Below are 16,196 nucleotides of genomic sequence, written 5' to 3'. Positions count from 1 at the left end.
TATTTATTGACCTACTGTTTCGTCTTCAATACCCAATTCTTCTTTAACCCAGTCGTAACCTTCAGCTTCTAGACGATGAGCCAACTCAGGGCCACCGGATTTCACAATTCTACCTTGCATCATAACGTGAACAAAATCAGGCTTAATGTAGTCTAATAGACGTTGATAGTGAGTAATAATGAGGAATCCACGATCTTCACTTCTCATTGCATTGACGCCATTTGCTACAATTTTAAGTGCATCAATATCTAGTCCGGAATCTATTTCATCTAAAATAACAATTTTAGGATCTAACATCATCATTTGTAGAATTTCATTACGTTTCTTTTCTCCACCGGAGAAACCTTCATTTAGGTAACGGTGTAGAAACTCAGGGTTCATATCAAGATCTTTCATCTTAGCTTCCATTTGACGAATGAATCTAATCAGTGAAATTTCGCTTCCTTCTTCACGGCGTGCGTTAATTGCAGAACGAAGGAAATCTGAATTGGTAACCCCACTTATTTCACTTGGATACTGCATACCCAAGAATAGTCCTGCACGAGCACGTTCATCAACAGCCATTTCCAGTACTTCTTCATTATCCAACAATACTGAACCTGCAGTTACTTCATATTTAGGATGTCCCATCAAAGCAGAAGCCAAAGTACTCTTACCAGTTCCGTTTGGACCCATGATCGCGTGGATTTCTCCACCTTTCATCTCCAAGTTAATGCCTTTCAGTATTTCTTTTCCTTCGATTGATGCTTTAAGTCCTTCAATGACGAAATTTGTAGTCATGTTTATTATTCCCTCCGCTATTTTGATTATTTGCTTTAAACTCTATTTGAAATGGAGTCTCTCTCCAATTTCAAGCATGTGTAATGTTGTTTATACTTATTCTAAACTAATTCCGTTTGATTCTCAATGATTCTCACTAATTTTATACTAAAGTTTTTTTTAATCAAGCTTATTCACATTTTTAGCTGTGATTTTTATCACTGTATTTTTAAAAAAATAGATATAAGAAAAATAAGCTTGGCTAAGTATTTCAGCCAAGCCCATTTTTCTTTACGTTAAACCTGTCCGATTAACCCAGTAAAGAACGAAGCATCCACATATGTTTCTCGAAGTCACCTTTAATCGTAATCAAGATGTCTCCTGTAACATGGTCATGAGCATTTTCTGCTAGATCAATGCCTTCTTCAAGTTCTTCTGCCACTGTGGCCAAATCTTCGATCAGATTTTGTACCATCTTACTTGCATCCTCTTTACCATCTGCCTCTTGAATCGTTGTAATATCCAGAAATTCTTTCATTGTTGCAACTGGACTTCCCTTTAGTGTCAATAAGCGTTCAGCAACCTCGTCCATTTTCAACGTAATATCATTATATATTTCTTCAAATTTCTCATGTAATGTAAAGAACTTCTCTCCTCGTACATACCAATGATAATTATGTAGCTTCACATATAATACATTCAAATTCGCAACTTGTTGATTTAGTACCTGTTCTAATGTTGTGTTTTGAGTCGTTGAAGTTGTTTTTGCCATGATAAATCCCTTCCTTTTCTATTAATATGTGATATAAGACTTCTTGTATAAACGACAAGTGAGTGCCCTACATAAGGATGTTATTTGACATGTGAATCTTTTAGCATTTGTTACCCTCTTGCCTATTTATATTTTAACCATAATACCTATATGATGAAACATCAAAGGTCACGTTTCACTTAAAAAAGTGTACAAAATATGTCTAGTTTCCGTTATACTGAAATATACCCAGTTAAAGAGTAGGGATAACATTCTTTATATTTTACCGGAGGTGAACCCTTTGTCCACATATCATCCTTTTAATAATGAAGAAGCTATCGCTTATGTCAAAGAAATCCCTAACTTCTTCTCTCAAGAATCTAACCTCGTATGCCGTGAAATAGGGGACGGAAATCTCAATTTAGTGTTTCATATCTCAGACAGTAACACTTGTACGAGTATCATTGTCAAACAAGCCCTTCCTTATGCAAAAGTCGTAGGTGAATCTTGGCCCCTTTCCTTGGATAGAGCAAGAATAGAACGAGAAGCGCTTCAAATACAGTATCACCTCTCTCAAGGACTTGTCCCTAAAGTCTATGCTTATGATGAAGAGCTCGCACTCACCGTCATGGAAGACCTTAGTGATCATGTCATCATGCGACAAGGCTTAATCGCTGGAGAGAAATATCCATTGTTTGCTGAGCATATTGGGGATTTCTTAGCCAATACACTCTTCTATACATCCGATCTCGCTCTCAATCCACTGGACAAAAAGGCACAATCCAAAAAATTCATTAACCCCGATTTATGTAAAATTACAGAGGACCTTATCTTTGAGGATCCCTACCATATTTCAGACAATAACAACTATCCTGCTAGCATTGAGGATGAGGCGCAGAGTTTACGTGAGAATCTAGACCTCCATTTAGAAGTAGCTTTATTAAGAGAAAAGTTTCTAACCCAGTCTCAAGCACTGTTACATGGCGATTTACATACGGGGAGTATCTTTGTCACTCAGGCATCTACTAAAGTGATTGACCCTGAATTCGCATATTATGGCCCGATGGGGTTCGATATTGGAGCTATTATTGCTAACCTTATACTCAATTATGTAGCCCAGCCTGGTTGGAATGATACCGAATTCGCAGTCCAAGAGAAAGAGGCACACCTTCTACTCACGGTGGAGAATCTTTGGAAGCAATTTGAGTCTAGCTTCCGCACATTGTGGAACACAGATGTACAAGACCTGATGGCGCGTACACCTGGATATCAAGATCTGTACGTTGCACGTATCCTTCAAGATACTGTAGGATTTGCCGGTTGCAAAATCATCCGCCGCATTGTAGGCTTAGCTCACGTTGCCGACATTGATACGATCGTAAATGACGAATTGAAAGAGGCAGCACAGCGAAAGGCATTGGCAATCGGGAAACAACTTATTCTAAATCACCGTCAAATATCTTCTATTGAAGATTTGCTTCGTATCGTACAAAAGACAAATCCAACTTCTAGACAAGGAGCTACTTCATGACGACTACACAATCTATGAACGAACCATTATCCTCCCTTACATGGGGAGAAGACAGACTTATTCTTCTTGACCAACGATTGCTACCTGAATCTATTATTTTGCTAGATCTATATACCGCGGAAGAAGTCTGGGATGCCATTCATACCATGAAGGTTCGTGGTGCTCCGGCAATCGGGATCGCAGCTGCATATGGTGTGGTTCTCGGTGCTCGTCGTATTTCACACGATCAACTTGATAAAGATCACACCGACAACCAACAATGGTTGAATCAAGTCCTTGAAATCTGCAAATATCTAGCGACTTCAAGACCAACAGCTGTGAACCTCTTCTGGGCGTTAGATCGTATGAAGGATACGGCAACGTCACTTACCCAAGTAGGACATAACATTCTTGAACTTAATCAAGCGCTTCTTGCTGAAGCACAGGCTATTCAATTAGAAGATGAAGAAGTATGTCGTCTGATTGGTGAACATGCACTCCCATTATTCCATGATGGAATGGGCGTCCTTACACATTGTAATGCAGGTGGTCTTGCCACTGCGAAATATGGTACAGCTCTTGCTCCCATGTATCTCGCCCATGAACGGGGTATTCAACTAAAGGTTTTTGCTGATGAGACGCGACCGGTACTACAAGGTGCACGATTAACAGCATTTGAGCTCCAACAGGCTGGCATCGATGTTACTCTGATTTGTGATAATATGGCCGGTATGGTGATGTCCAAAGGATGGATCCAGGCTGTCATCGTCGGTACAGACCGAGTTGCTGCTAACGGAGATGTATGTAATAAGATTGGTACCTACAGTGTAGCTGTACTTGCCAAAGCGCATGGAATACCATTCTATGTTGCCTGCCCTCTCTCCACGATTGATTTAAACACCGAGACAGGTCAAGAAATTCCTATTGAAGAAAGACCAGCAGAAGAAATAACCGAAGGGTTCGGTAAACGAACTGCACCTCAGGATATCAAAGTATTTAACCCTGCCTTCGATGTCACTCCTAATGAATATGTAACGGCTATCATTACAGAAAAAGGAATCATTCAAGCTCCATTCAAGGAGAATTTAGCTGCTATTTTCTCAAAATAACTCATCTAAATGGATTGAACTAAGGTTTGGGCTCCAGGTTTAATTATTACTAAAGAAAGCCGGGGTTCGTCTTTAGTTCAATCCATTTAGTTACAACTAAAGTAAGAAGACCAATTCAACTACTACTCGAATTGGTCTTTTTGAATATCGCTTCGCTACAACATCTTTATCAACGCGTCTTTTCCTGTTATCCCTGGCGTTATACCGAGCTTCTCCGCCTCATAGGTAACGGATTCAAGCGGTGCATCCAGTAATTCTTGCAGCGTTCTGACACCCACTGCTCTTCCAGCAATGATCTGGCGATCCGACAGCCGTTCATTTAATAGACCAATATCCAGAGCACCACACATAATATAACCTTTAGAAGTATTAATGGTCAGGAGAGTCGTTTTGGGGAGTTTCACTTCGACCCCGGTGACGGATATACCCTCGATAACAATAGGCACAATATTAATCATGGCAGGACACCTCCTCACATCTGTCTCAACATTATGTGTATTCAATCTGAGGTTATTGGGTGTCTATAACAACAATGAAAATTTTGTCGAATATACAAAATAATCCGCTTGAGTCCTACGACATAAGGACTATTTTTCTTCCAATTATAATGGTATAGTTTATAACATAGCTAAGATTTTACTGACAAGCTGGGGGAATTATGAATAATAAACAAGACAAAGAGGACCGAGGATATTTATTCAAAGTCGATATATTAATCAAAAATGAGTCCAATGCTCGTGCACTTCAATCACTATTTGAAATGATGAACAATAATAAGCAGGTTATGGATTTTCGTGTTCAATCTGGAATAGAGTTAGGCGAAATGATAGATCATCTTCTTCAATCGAAGAAAATATCCACATTTGAATCAACTCCCCCTCATCTTTCCAAAACCACTATAGGTGGTAAAACTGGAAAGGAAATCGTGCAATCTAGATTAAAGAATTCACTTACGCAAGAACCAGTCTTACTCCCGAAAACCAATACTCCAGCATTAAATCATATTGAAGATCCTAGGACGTGGATTAAATCCTGTATTAAAGACAACCGTCTAGTACGCTTGACAGCAAATCGGAAGGGTCAATACATGGACATACCTTGCCGGATATTGAATTTTGATGAAGATCAACAATTTGTTAACGTTTACCATGTGGATGAGAAACAAGTATACTCATTTATGCTGAACGAAATCGATTCTTTTACAGATTAAAAAAAAGAGGACTCCCGAGTCCTCTTTTAATTCGTTATGAGACTTTTTTCGATCGTAAGAAAGCCGAAAGATAACATAACCATCCTGCAATGAACGCGACGCCACCAAGAGGTGTAATTGCGCCTAGTACTTTAACTCCCGTGATACTGAGCACATAAAGACTACCAGAGAACAATATAATTCCCGATACTAATAACCACCCTGCCCATTTAAGGCTTCTAGATACACCAATCTGACCTGCGGTTAAACCAATCAGTATAAGACCAAGTGCATGAATCATATGGTAATGAACTCCCGTTTCATATACGCCTAAAGCATCTGCACCTATTCTTGGCTCTAATAAGTGCGCTCCAAAAGCCCCGATTCCCACCGATAAGGCCATCAGGATCGTTCCCCATTTTGCAAATGTCCGTTGCAATTTGTCCACTCCTTTATCATAAATCTGATACTCTTACGTTATAATAACGCATAGCCTAATTCTTTACCACTTGCTCTTCGATCGAAGACGTTATAACAATCCTTGATTTTTCCATTCAAATATGGAAGAGTTATATTATCGTTAAATATTGTTAAGGAGAGATCAAGTATGGATTCAAATGAACCACAGCACCCCATCGTTGAAGAGGGCCCATTCATTAACTCCACCGCTTCAGCCAAACCCATTATTGTAAAGCATTCGGGACCCGGAATTGCATCTTTTGTTCTGTGTATGATCAGTTTATTAGGTTATATTGCATCTGTCGCCTTTATCGGTTCCCTGTTTACTTCTAGTCTTAATGAAAATCTTTCTTCACTTAGCGAAGAAACGATTGAAAAATTGGGAGTTGCAGGCTCTATCGTCATCTTATTTTTATTAATGAACTTGATTGGCGTAATTCTAGGAATTGTTGGGGTATCACTGAGAAACAGAAAGAAAATATTCGCAATCTTAGGTTTGATTATGAATGCCGCTATTTTGATAAGCTTGGCTATATTTTTTGTTATTGCCGTTGTATCCGCTACCACATAATTAAATCGAAATAAGGGAGATTACTACCACATGCCTACTATTAAAATATTTGCGGACAGTACTAGTGATCTGCCTAACTCATGGATTGAAGAATACGACATCGGCATTGTACCTTTATACGTAATATTCGGAGAGCAATCATTGCGAGATGGATTAGATATTACCCCAATTGATCTCTATCAGAGAGTCACTCAGGATGGAGATTTACCCAAGACAGCGGCACCCTCGCCTGCTGATTTCATGAGGGCCTTCACCCCATACATTGAACGAGGAGACCAGATTCTCTTTATTAGCCTTTCTTCAGAACTATCTTCTACTTATCAGAACGCTCTTATTGCAGCTGACGAATACCCAACAGATCAGATCGCAGTGTTTGATTCATTGAACTTATCGTCTGCCATTGGGCTCTTAGTTATGAAAGCCATCAAAGCTGCTAAAGCCGGCCGTTCCTTGAAAGAGATAGTTACCCTTTTGGAGGCTGTGCGGCCTGAGGTTGAAACCGAGTTTGTTGTGGATACATTGGAATATCTCTACAAAGGTGGACGCTGCTCCGGCATGCAGAACCTCATCGGAAGCCTCCTTAAGATTCGCCCAATTATTAAAGTAGCTGAGGGGAAGATGATACCGGCTACTCGTGTTCGCGGAAAACGTGAAAAAGCTGTAGAACAGTTATTACAAAATGTCCTTGATAAGAAAGATCTCATGGATCATGACCATATTATGGTCGTTCACTCTCTTGCAGAAGAAGATGCCCTACTCATGCAGGCTCGTCTACAAGAGCTCACCCAGGCTGAGGTAACCTTATCCAACGCAGGCTGTGTCATTTGCAGTCACTGCGGTCCACATACCATCGGCATTATGTATTCCAAAAAAACGAGTATAAGTTAATTTGAATACATAGCTTAAACAGATAAATCCATGACGAGAAGATATCGTCATGGATTTATCGATTCTTCGTTCATTTCCCCCAATGAAAATCTTCTTATTACTTATATCTCCTTCAAGGCCGCAATAATATTAGAATATATTAATCCGTTTCGGCTGTAGGGGATGTTAATATAAAATTTTTGAAGCCTCATGTGTAAACGGTATCAACTCCTCTACGCACCCATTGCGTATCTTATCTACCCAAGCTGGATCTACAAGTAAAGCGCGTCCCACCGCTACCAAATCGAATTCTTCCCGTTCGAGCCTCTCGATCAACCCATCGATATTAACATTTCGGGCTCCTTTTCCTTCTGCAAAAAAACGAATAAACTCTTCATCAAGACCGACAGACCCGACTGTTATCGTCGGTTTACCCGTCAATTTCTTTGTCCAACCTGCAAGATTGAGAGAGGAACCTTCGAATTCTGGTTCCCAAAAACGCCGAGTTGAGCAATGAAATACATCGACTCCAGCCTCTACTAATGGTAATAGAAATTGAGCTAACTGTTCCGGAGTTTCGACCAATTTTGCCGTGAATGGTCTTCTTTTCCATTGAGAAAAACGAAATACTATAGGAAAGTCAGGCCCTACGGCAAGCCGGCAAGCTTTGATGATTTCTACCGCAAAACGTGTACGGGCGATAAAATCTCCACCGTAATGGTCAGTCCGCCGATTCGTTTGCTCCCAGAAGAATTGATCTATTAAATAACCGTGCGCCCCATGCAGTTCTATGCCGTCAAAACCAAGTCGCTTAGCATCCGCTGCCGCTTGGGCATACGCCCCAACCACTACTTCAATTTCTTGTTCGGTCATAGGCTCGTTTACTTTAATGCCTTCTGCATTTACTCCCGATGGACCGATGGGTAAAGATTCGCGATTTGGAAGCTGACCGACAATGCGCTGAGTACCAACATGCCAAAGCTGCGGAATAATCCTACCTCCTGCTTCATGCACCGCATCAACAATCTTTGCCCAACCATTTAATGCTTTGTCTCCATGAAAATAGGGAACATTCGGATTTGCCGCTGCCGCTAGGTGATTAATCACAGTTCCCTCGGTCACGATCAATCCGACGCCTTTCTCCGCTCTACGCTTGTAGTATTCTAAGACATCCTTCCCTGGCACACCATCTGGTGAAAACGCTCGGGTCATCGGCGCCATAACAATACGGTTAGATAGTGTAATACTGCCTAATGTAAAAGGTTGAAATAATGATTGAACCGAATAATTCTTTTTCATACGACACCTCTTATTGGATTCATTATTGTCACATCCACATTGACAATATATTTAATTTAGTAAATAATTTATTATTACAGTAAAAGTTAATGGGGGTCTTATGTTTGATGAGCTCAGACAATAACAACTTGGATTTGAATAAAGATAACTTAACGAAAGAACTTGCTTTAATATTCGGACAATTGAAACGTGTAGGAAATGTATTCAGCCCCTCTAAAGATCTAAGACAAAGTGAATCGAACTTACTTGTTTATCTGACCTATCTATGTCCTCCGGGTTCAAATGGCATCAAAGTTTCAGAACTCAGTAAACAATTAAAAATTACCTCATCCGCTGTGACACACGTTATTCAATCGCTTGAACAAACCGGGTATATTACACGCACGATGGACCCCGGTGATCGACGCTCTATTCTCGTATCAGCCACAGATGAAGGACACCACTTTGTTGAAGAACGAGAGAAAGAACTGTTTGCACGTTTTCAGCAATTGCGTGAACATCTAGGTACTGATGATACGAAACAATTCATACGAATTTTAAATAAATCCGTAAGCTTTCTTAGCTCTTCTTACTAAATTATTGATGAGGCCGATCATGAACTACGCATTGGCCTCATACTTCAACCTTATAAGATCCTTTTTCAATCTCTTTGAGAATCGATCGCGCAGAGGTGCTCCATTGTAGTTGCTGCTCAGCTCTTAATCCAGATATCCTTTGATTAATACTGGCTCCCCAAGCCGCAGGTCCAATAGCTTTAACCGCGTCTTCATAGCTCCACGATTCAATTTTATCTATCCCTGCTATTTTCCCAACAGCTGTCATGAGCTCTTTCATCGTAATCATTTCCCTTGATGTTGCATTAAATAGCGAACCAGGTTGTGCCTGCGAATAAGCTCGGAGGTACAGGTGCGCCAAGTCATCAACATCAATGGTTGACCACGCGTTGTGCCCATCGTTTATATAGTAAGCAGATTGAGATAGCATCGCTCTTCTAATCGTTGCTTGAACTAATCCTCCCCCACGTCCATACACTAGCGTCGGACGAATTACGATCGTACGGATAAAGCGTTGAGAAGCTGCCAATACTTCTTTTTCCTGATTAACTTTCCATTTCAGAAATGGTAAGGGATTGGGATCCGAGTCTTCGTCAACGATATACTGAAAGGTATCGTTGTAGAGTAAGGTTCCACTTGTATAAATGAATGGTTTCCCACTACCTTCTAACCCATCTAACATTGATTTAACTGCCGATACGTCCAGCTCCTCCATGTCCGGAGTATGTGATATTGCCGTATGAATGACACCATCGACTTTCTTTACACTTTCCTCTAACAATGATAAATCCGCTAGATCACCTATGATCGGGACTATCCTCATCTTAAGTAATTGCTCAGCTTTCTCTTGTGACCTTACGAGTCCAGAAACCTGATACCCTTGGGTTAAGAAATATTGAGCTATTACTGATCCGACATACCCTGTAATTCCTGTAATGAATACTTTCATTACAATCCCCCTTTTTTTCATAATTAATTAATTTAGTAACTAATGTATTAATTACATTATTTAGTAACCTTTTTATTTTGTCAATCAGAATAATCTCAATTAGGGAAGAAGTGAACAACTCCTAAGCTTTCAGACTCGATATTATTTAGCATTCAACAAAAAACGCGACAAAGGTCGAAATCCTTTTGTCGCGTTCGTTTGAGAACATTTCCGTTATTCATTTGTATTGTTTATTTATGATTACTACTTTAATTCTTAAATTCGTTCCATGAAGTTACATCTTCGAGCGGTAAACGTACGCTTGGACGTGCCTCTGTTGCTGCTTTTCCCAATGCGATTAGCATCACCGTCGTATAACGCTCCGAAATATTGAACAATTCTTTGAACTGAACAGCATTATAGCCACCCATAGCTACCGTGTCATATCCTTTAGCTTTTGCAGCGAGCATAAGTTGCATCGAGACCAAACCACCATCAACCAGTGCAATCTCTTTACGTTTCTCAGCACCAACGTTTGGATACACCTTCATCGTGTTTGTCACCATCATATCTTTGATTTCAGGTGTCATCACGCCAGCATCTACTGCAATTCCGTGAATCTTCTCCACATTCTCATAAGCATCTAAATCACCAATCACTGCAATTACAGCGGAAGCATCAATGATCTGCTGTTGATTATTAGCAATAGGAAGCAATTGTTCCTTTAAACTTTGATCTTGAATAACGATAAATCTCCATGGCTGAAGGTTAGAGGAAGAAGGTGCCAGAATCGCATCAGACAAAATCTCATTGATTTCCTCTTGTGAAATCTTCCAAGATGGATCATACTTTCTTACTGAATGTCGTTCTCTAATCACCGCATTGAAATCCTTCTCTACTTGCAATACTGTATTTGTCATTATATTTCCTCCATATCCAATTGTAAGTTCTTTTTTTATAATTCTGTGTAATTATACACACAGTTAAATCCAAAAAAAAAATCTCCGCTGATCTGTATTGCCACAAGGTTCATCAGGTTCAATTTTGACCAACTGTTACTTTATATTGCACAGTATAAAACATAAAAATAACTCTTGTCAATACCCTTCTTTTTGCGCTAAATCTGCGATAGTATATTTCTCCAATGCATCTAGTATGCTTTGATCCACTTCACCCAATATTTTTGTGAAATCGGCTCTTATCTGCATACCAAGTTTATTCTCACAAGTCGTATGTAACATCGTCTTGAATTGCGCTTCTCCGACCTCAAGTGCTCTATAGACCTCTGCCAATGTAAGTAAGGCGGGATCTTTCTTCAGTATATAACCACCTTCTCTGCCCTCACGTGTCTCTAAAATATTCTCACGTACCAGATTAGCTAATATACGTCTTAGCAACGTTGCTTCTGAATGCAACGTCTCTGCAATATAACAACTAGGACAAGTATCTCCTTGATTATTCGCTAGTACTACTAATGCCTGTACAGCAAGACCAAATGATTTATACTCGGGCGATCCCGTCATGCGTTCTTTTACCATTGTTGATCTCACCTTTCAATTTCAGTCTTTGATGTATCATCATTCTAACAAATAGACTTACAGTTCGTCCACTTTGGTTCCTTGGGCTATAACCTTTCTATCTCTTAATGGAATCTCCGCTTAAGCTGTCCCTATTCAATAGTAGAGGCTCCTGTCTATTCTCCTTCAGCAATGAACCGCTGAAGCTGTTCATATATACCAATGATCTCATTCATCGGCATGCGGACAAGACCACTCGATGAAGGTGCAACAAACTCATAGATTTCATCCACAACGGATTCAGGTTGAAATCCCCAATCTACTTTAGATGTACAACTATACTCCGTGTAGACCCCTTTTCCTACAAAACAAGCGACTTTCGGCTGGTACTTGCACAATTTAGCATGAAGAATCTTTCGTCCCTCTGCATATTCTTCCCGTGTTATATCATCCATACCTCGTGTAGGCCGAGACACAATATTGGTGAATCCATACCCTAACTTGAGCAGATCCTGATCCTCATAAGCCTCATACAGACGTGGAGTTAACTCTGATCGTTGAAGAATTCTCCAGAAGTTATTACGAGGATTAGCATAATGATGACCGACTTCCCCAGAGCGTATGCTTGGGTTAAATCCGATAAATACGATGGATAGACCATAGTCTAGATGATCGGGTATCTCTAACATAAGCCTACCTCCAATTAGAATTTAATTGACTTTAATATCTATCGTATCAAATCGATTAGCTCCTGAACAGTAATTACAAGGCTTCTTCCGCTCATAGAGGAGTTGGGTATTCATTCATTACCAGCAACAACAAAACCACCGGCCTAAAGACAATGATGTCATTAGGTAGGTGGTTCTATTATTTCCAATTTTCAATTATATTACTTTCCGCTTCACGACAATAAATGGCGCTCGCTCATGACCTATTAACGTTCTCTCAGCTTTGATAATAACATCTTTGTCGATAATAGCATGTTCAATTGCGGCATTTTCATGGATCACACCATTTTGCATGATAATACTATTTTTCACAGATGCACCTTTACATATATGTACCCCGCGAAAAAGAATGGAGTTCGTAACGACCCCTTCAATCACACATCCATTTGCCACCATAGAGTTACTTGTATGACCGCCATCATGATGTCGAGTTGGAGGCTCATCCTTTATCTTCGTATATATAAGACCCGGCCTAAAGAATAACTCTCTCCAGACATTTGGATTCAGAAGATTCATACTGTGCCTGTAATAGCTATTCAGCGTATTAATAACGCCTAGATATCCTTGATACGCATATCCATATATGTTTAATCGACCCATATTTGTTCGGATCGCATCTTTCATGAGGCTATGATGACCTTTGGCCAACGAGGTTTCTATCAAATCTAGCAGTAGACTTTTCTTCAGAAAGAACATTTCCATCGACACTTTATCACCATGCGGTGACGCATTCGGTTCCCACATGGAGATCACTTTACCTTTATCATCCATTCCAATTCGTGTGGAGAATGAATCGATGTCATTTGTCTCTTTATATACCACAGTGATATCCGCTTTATTGCTATTATGAAATTCCTGTAATCCATTGAAGTCGATGTTACATACCATGTAGCTGCGTGTAATTAACACATACTCCTCACTACTTCGATGTAAATAATCCCTATGTGCATTTAAAGTGTGTAAATCTCCGTTGGTTGGATCCAATCCTTCTTTCATAGGAGGGAGGATAAATAGTCCGGACCTCTTACGATCTAAATCCCATTCTTTCCCCGATCCTAAATGATCCATTAATGAACGATATTTCGTGTGTGTGAATATACCGACATTTGTTATACCAGAATTAACCATACTAGATAATATAAAATCAATTAGACGGTACCGCCCTGCAAAAGGAACAGATCCGATATTTCGGTGATACGTAAGTTCTTCCAACTGATTGGGCTCATTTACCATGTTTATAATGCCCATCACATTCTTCATATCCCCATCTGCTCCTTTACCGACAAGAATTCGGAAGGAATAGATTCATGGTTACCTACTAGAGTTACTTCTTCACTGTCAGGTGAGCCAACGACACTTCCATCCCCAATGATGGAACCTTCACCAACGATTGCTTTGTAAATCGTAACATGATTTCCAATCTTAGCATTGGGCATAATAACAGAATCGATAATGACACTCCCTTTTCCAATCTCTACGCCATAAAATAATACCGAATGCTTCACTTCACCAAATACAATACACCCTTCATTTACAAGGGAATTAGAAATGACTGCGGAAGCTGCGATATACTGGGGCGGTTGATTCGGATTGAGCGTATAAATACGCCATTTGCGATCTTTGAGCTTCAATGTCGTCTCATCATCTAATAGGTCCATATTCGCTTCCCACAGACTATCAATGGTCCCAACATCCTTCCAGTACCCTTCGAAAGGGTACGCCGATAACTGTATACCATCATTCAACATCGCAGGTATAATATCTTTACCGAAGTCATGACTGGATTTCGATTGGGATGCATCATTCTCCAAATATTGTTTAAGCGTCTTCCACGTGTAAATATACACCCCCATGGAAGCAAGATTACTCGTCGTAATTTCTGGTTTTTCTATAAAATCAGTCACGCTATGGTTGTCATCAACACTTAGAATTCCGAAACGATTCACTTCTTTCCAACTCACTTCAATGACCGCAATCGTTGCATCTGCCTTCTGTTCTTTATGAAAATGTAACATGCGCTCGTAATCCATTTTATAAATGTGGTCTCCGGATATGATGAGGACATATTCAGGATTGTATTGTTCAATATAATCCATGTTCTGATAGATGGCATCCGCTGTCCCCTTGTACCAGTCACCACCCTTTCGCTTGATAAATGGAGGTAGAATCGACACGCCGCCTTCCTTCCGATCTAAATCCCATGGTTTTCCAATACCAATATAATGATTCAATACTTGAGGATGATATTGTGTGAGTACACCAACGGTATCTATACCAGAATTCGTGCAATTACTAAGTGTGAAATCGATAATCCGATACTTACCACCAAAAAACACGGCAGGTTTAGCTATCTTCTTGGTAAGCTTTCCTAAGCGTTTACCCTCGCCTCCAGCTAATAGCATGGCTATACATTCTTTATTCTTCAAGACATGTCCCTCCCTCTCAAGAAATGGATCCCTTCTTAATAGATTGAACTGAAGTTACTCGGCTTTAGTTCAATATATATATGAAAAATTGGACAAGAATATGTCTGGCAGCATTGTTCTCCTGCCAGACATTATTTATTGTTACATCTTATTTTGAAAAGTCTAAGAATATCGATCTATGATTCACTTTGGGGATGATTGACTTGTCGTTTCAACATTTTTGATCTCACAAGCATCGCTGATCCAATCAATGCCAATCCATTTATAATGAATATCCACCGAATAGGTAACCAAGCCCCTAACAATCCACCAATAATTGGCCCTGCCATCGTAGCCATCTGAGATACCGATTGATTTAGACTAAAGGCCCTGCCACGAAAGCTCGAATCTGTTACATTTACTATCATTGCATTGATCGTGGGGTAGACAGCAGCAAAGAATAAACCATATCCAAATCGAAGCACACCAAACCCAATATAACCTGTCACAAAAAATTGTAGTACATTCCCCAATCCTCCGCCGATTAGGCCAAGAAATAACACTTTACCATATCCAATCCGTCTACCAATTTTCGCCCACTGTGGAGCCATAATAATCGTTGCAATCCCAACCGCTGAGAAAATAATGCCTGAGGTAATTGAAGCATTGGCCTTCGTAACCCCCATCTCCATGACATAGACCGTAATGAGAGGTTCTAAGATCATGATCGAGAACGTTGTGATGAACACGAGCCCCATCAATGTCATAAATGGGCTATTCTTTGCAGCCATCTTAAGATCATCCCTTACATGTGAACGGACTGCAGTACGATTGAAATTATGTTCTTTGGCAAAAAAGGTTGCAATGAGTGCAGAGACTAACACAATGATACTTGAGAATAGAAAGGCATTCCTGTTCCCGTAATAATGACTTACAAAGCCGCCAATAAGGGGACCAATAATACTACCGGTCGCTCCAGAAGTAGACATAATCCCAAGTGCATATCCTGTCTTATCTTCTGGCGTATTCGTTGCTACCAAAGCAATAGCAGCAGGGACGAATCCAGCTAGTAATCCTTGTAGAATTCTCACGACTAAGAACCAATAAGGATCCGTAACGAAATAATTCAATAAGTATAAGGCTGCTAGACTAAACCCCGAGCGAATTAACATTGGCTTACGACCATATTTATCTGCTAGCGACCCCCAGAATGGAGAAATTAAAGCACTAGCTAGAAATGTAATGCCGAAAGCTAATCCCGACCAAATCTCTATATTGGTATCCACACCAAGCTCTGTATTCAGAAATATGGGAAGAAAGGGGATCGAGATCGAATACGCTGTACTACAAAAAAAGACACCTATCCAGAGTACAACTAAATTCCGTTTCCAAGAATATTGCACGCTCACACTTCCTTTCATATCATCCTTATGTACCTTGCTGCTCTTAAGTTATATGAAAGAGTCTCTTCACGGTTGGTAACATTAGGTACTATTCTACTCCTATTCCGATACAATCTCTATCCTATTGCTACCCCTTCGATTTCAGTG

18 protein-coding genes are annotated in these 16,196 nt (G+C 40.0%); 6 read left to right on the top strand and 12 right to left on the bottom strand.

The features are described from left to right. Positions 1 to 3 precede the first annotated feature (3 nt). Positions 4 to 780, bottom strand: coding sequence for a Fe-S cluster assembly ATPase SufC (sufC, locus tag PGLA_RS09485; protein ID WP_068531952.1), 777 nt, complete (start codon positions 778 to 780; stop codon positions 4 to 6). A gap of 289 nt (positions 781 to 1,069) precedes the next feature. Continuing rightward, a complete protein-coding gene (locus PGLA_RS09480; protein WP_068531948.1) occupies positions 1,070 to 1,531 on the bottom strand; it encodes a Dps family protein in 462 nt (153 codons plus the stop codon). 280 nt (positions 1,532 to 1,811) lie between these two features. Here PGLA_RS09480 and mtnK point away from each other — a divergent pair, with 280 nt between their 5' ends. Together mtnK and mtnA are read left to right on the top strand one after the other, a co-directional pair. Next, positions 1,812 to 3,041, top strand: a complete 1,230-nt coding sequence (mtnK, locus tag PGLA_RS09475) for an S-methyl-5-thioribose kinase (protein WP_068531944.1) — start codon at positions 1,812 to 1,814, stop codon at positions 3,039 to 3,041. Beyond that, complete coding sequence (gene mtnA, locus PGLA_RS09470; protein ID WP_068531942.1) at positions 3,038 to 4,129, top strand: S-methyl-5-thioribose-1-phosphate isomerase; 1,092 nt, start codon at positions 3,038 to 3,040, stop codon at positions 4,127 to 4,129. Before mtnK ends, mtnA begins: the two co-directional genes overlap by 4 nt. Before the next feature lie 155 nt (positions 4,130 to 4,284). Here the strand turns inward: mtnA and PGLA_RS09465 are convergent, their stop codons facing one another. After that, positions 4,285 to 4,587 (bottom strand): YunC family protein, encoded by a 303-nt coding sequence (locus tag PGLA_RS09465; RefSeq protein WP_068531940.1) that lies wholly within the window; start codon positions 4,585 to 4,587, stop codon positions 4,285 to 4,287. A 200-nt stretch (positions 4,588 to 4,787) separates the two neighbouring features. On the opposite strand from PGLA_RS09465, the gene PGLA_RS09460 reads away from it, so the two are divergent. Beyond that, on the top strand, positions 4,788 to 5,339 hold the full coding sequence (locus PGLA_RS09460) for a hypothetical protein (protein ID WP_068531938.1): 552 nt from the start codon (positions 4,788 to 4,790) through the stop codon (positions 5,337 to 5,339). Between the two features lie 34 nt (positions 5,340 to 5,373). On the opposite strand, the gene PGLA_RS09455 is transcribed toward PGLA_RS09460, so the two are convergent. Further along, positions 5,374 to 5,757 (bottom strand): DUF423 domain-containing protein, encoded by a 384-nt coding sequence (locus PGLA_RS09455; protein ID WP_068531936.1) that lies wholly within the window; start codon positions 5,755 to 5,757, stop codon positions 5,374 to 5,376. A gap of 168 nt (positions 5,758 to 5,925) precedes the next feature. Here PGLA_RS09455 and PGLA_RS09450 point away from each other — a divergent pair, with 168 nt between their 5' ends. After that, complete coding sequence (locus PGLA_RS09450; RefSeq protein WP_068531935.1) at positions 5,926 to 6,348, top strand: hypothetical protein; 423 nt, start codon at positions 5,926 to 5,928, stop codon at positions 6,346 to 6,348. Positions 6,349 to 6,378: 30 nt separating this feature from the next. Next, positions 6,379 to 7,236 (top strand): DegV family protein, encoded by an 858-nt coding sequence (locus tag PGLA_RS09445; RefSeq protein ID WP_068531933.1) that lies wholly within the window; start codon positions 6,379 to 6,381, stop codon positions 7,234 to 7,236. Between the two features lie 165 nt (positions 7,237 to 7,401). Here the strand turns inward: PGLA_RS09445 and PGLA_RS09440 are convergent, their stop codons facing one another. Beyond that, on the bottom strand, positions 7,402 to 8,514 hold the full coding sequence (locus PGLA_RS09440; RefSeq protein WP_068531931.1) for an NADH:flavin oxidoreductase: 1,113 nt from the start codon (positions 8,512 to 8,514) through the stop codon (positions 7,402 to 7,404). A gap of 107 nt (positions 8,515 to 8,621) precedes the next feature. Between PGLA_RS09440 and PGLA_RS09435 the strand changes: the two genes are divergently transcribed. Further along, positions 8,622 to 9,089 (top strand): MarR family winged helix-turn-helix transcriptional regulator, encoded by a 468-nt coding sequence (locus PGLA_RS09435; protein WP_068531929.1) that lies wholly within the window; start codon positions 8,622 to 8,624, stop codon positions 9,087 to 9,089. Between the two features lie 37 nt (positions 9,090 to 9,126). On the opposite strand, the gene PGLA_RS09430 is transcribed toward PGLA_RS09435, so the two are convergent. From PGLA_RS09430 to PGLA_RS09400, 7 genes are all read right to left on the bottom strand, one after another. Next, entirely contained in the window at positions 9,127 to 10,017 is an 891-nt protein-coding gene (locus tag PGLA_RS09430) for an NAD-dependent epimerase/dehydratase family protein (RefSeq protein ID WP_068531927.1), read from the bottom strand. A gap of 248 nt (positions 10,018 to 10,265) precedes the next feature. Continuing rightward, on the bottom strand, positions 10,266 to 10,916 hold the full coding sequence (locus PGLA_RS09425) for a nitroreductase family protein (protein WP_068531925.1): 651 nt from the start codon (positions 10,914 to 10,916) through the stop codon (positions 10,266 to 10,268). 177 nt (positions 10,917 to 11,093) lie between these two features. Further along, complete coding sequence (locus tag PGLA_RS09420) at positions 11,094 to 11,534, bottom strand: RrF2 family transcriptional regulator (protein WP_068531922.1); 441 nt, start codon at positions 11,532 to 11,534, stop codon at positions 11,094 to 11,096. A 155-nt stretch (positions 11,535 to 11,689) separates the two neighbouring features. Further along, positions 11,690 to 12,202, bottom strand: a complete 513-nt coding sequence (locus PGLA_RS09415) for a mismatch-specific DNA-glycosylase (RefSeq protein ID WP_068531920.1) — start codon at positions 12,200 to 12,202, stop codon at positions 11,690 to 11,692. 195 nt (positions 12,203 to 12,397) lie between these two features. Beyond that, positions 12,398 to 13,501: a glucose-1-phosphate adenylyltransferase subunit GlgD gene (gene glgD, locus PGLA_RS09410; RefSeq protein WP_068531918.1), complete on the bottom strand. Its 1,104-nt coding sequence runs from the start codon at positions 13,499 to 13,501 to the stop codon at positions 12,398 to 12,400. Further along, a complete protein-coding gene (locus PGLA_RS09405; RefSeq protein WP_068531916.1) occupies positions 13,498 to 14,667 on the bottom strand; it encodes a glucose-1-phosphate adenylyltransferase in 1,170 nt (389 codons plus the stop codon). The genes glgD and PGLA_RS09405 overlap by 4 nt, the downstream gene beginning before the upstream one ends. A 176-nt stretch (positions 14,668 to 14,843) precedes the next feature. After that, positions 14,844 to 16,049 (bottom strand): MFS transporter, encoded by a 1,206-nt coding sequence (locus PGLA_RS09400; protein WP_068531914.1) that lies wholly within the window; start codon positions 16,047 to 16,049, stop codon positions 14,844 to 14,846. Positions 16,050 to 16,196 lie beyond the last annotated feature (147 nt).

Origin of the sequence: Paenibacillus glacialis, assembly GCF_001637205.1 — a bacterium.
GTDB classification, from domain to species: Bacteria; Bacillota; Bacilli; order Paenibacillales; family Paenibacillaceae; genus Paenibacillus_AQ; species Paenibacillus_AQ glacialis.
Note: the sequence above shows the minus strand (reverse complement) of the source record. Positions and strands in the feature narration are given on the sequence as shown.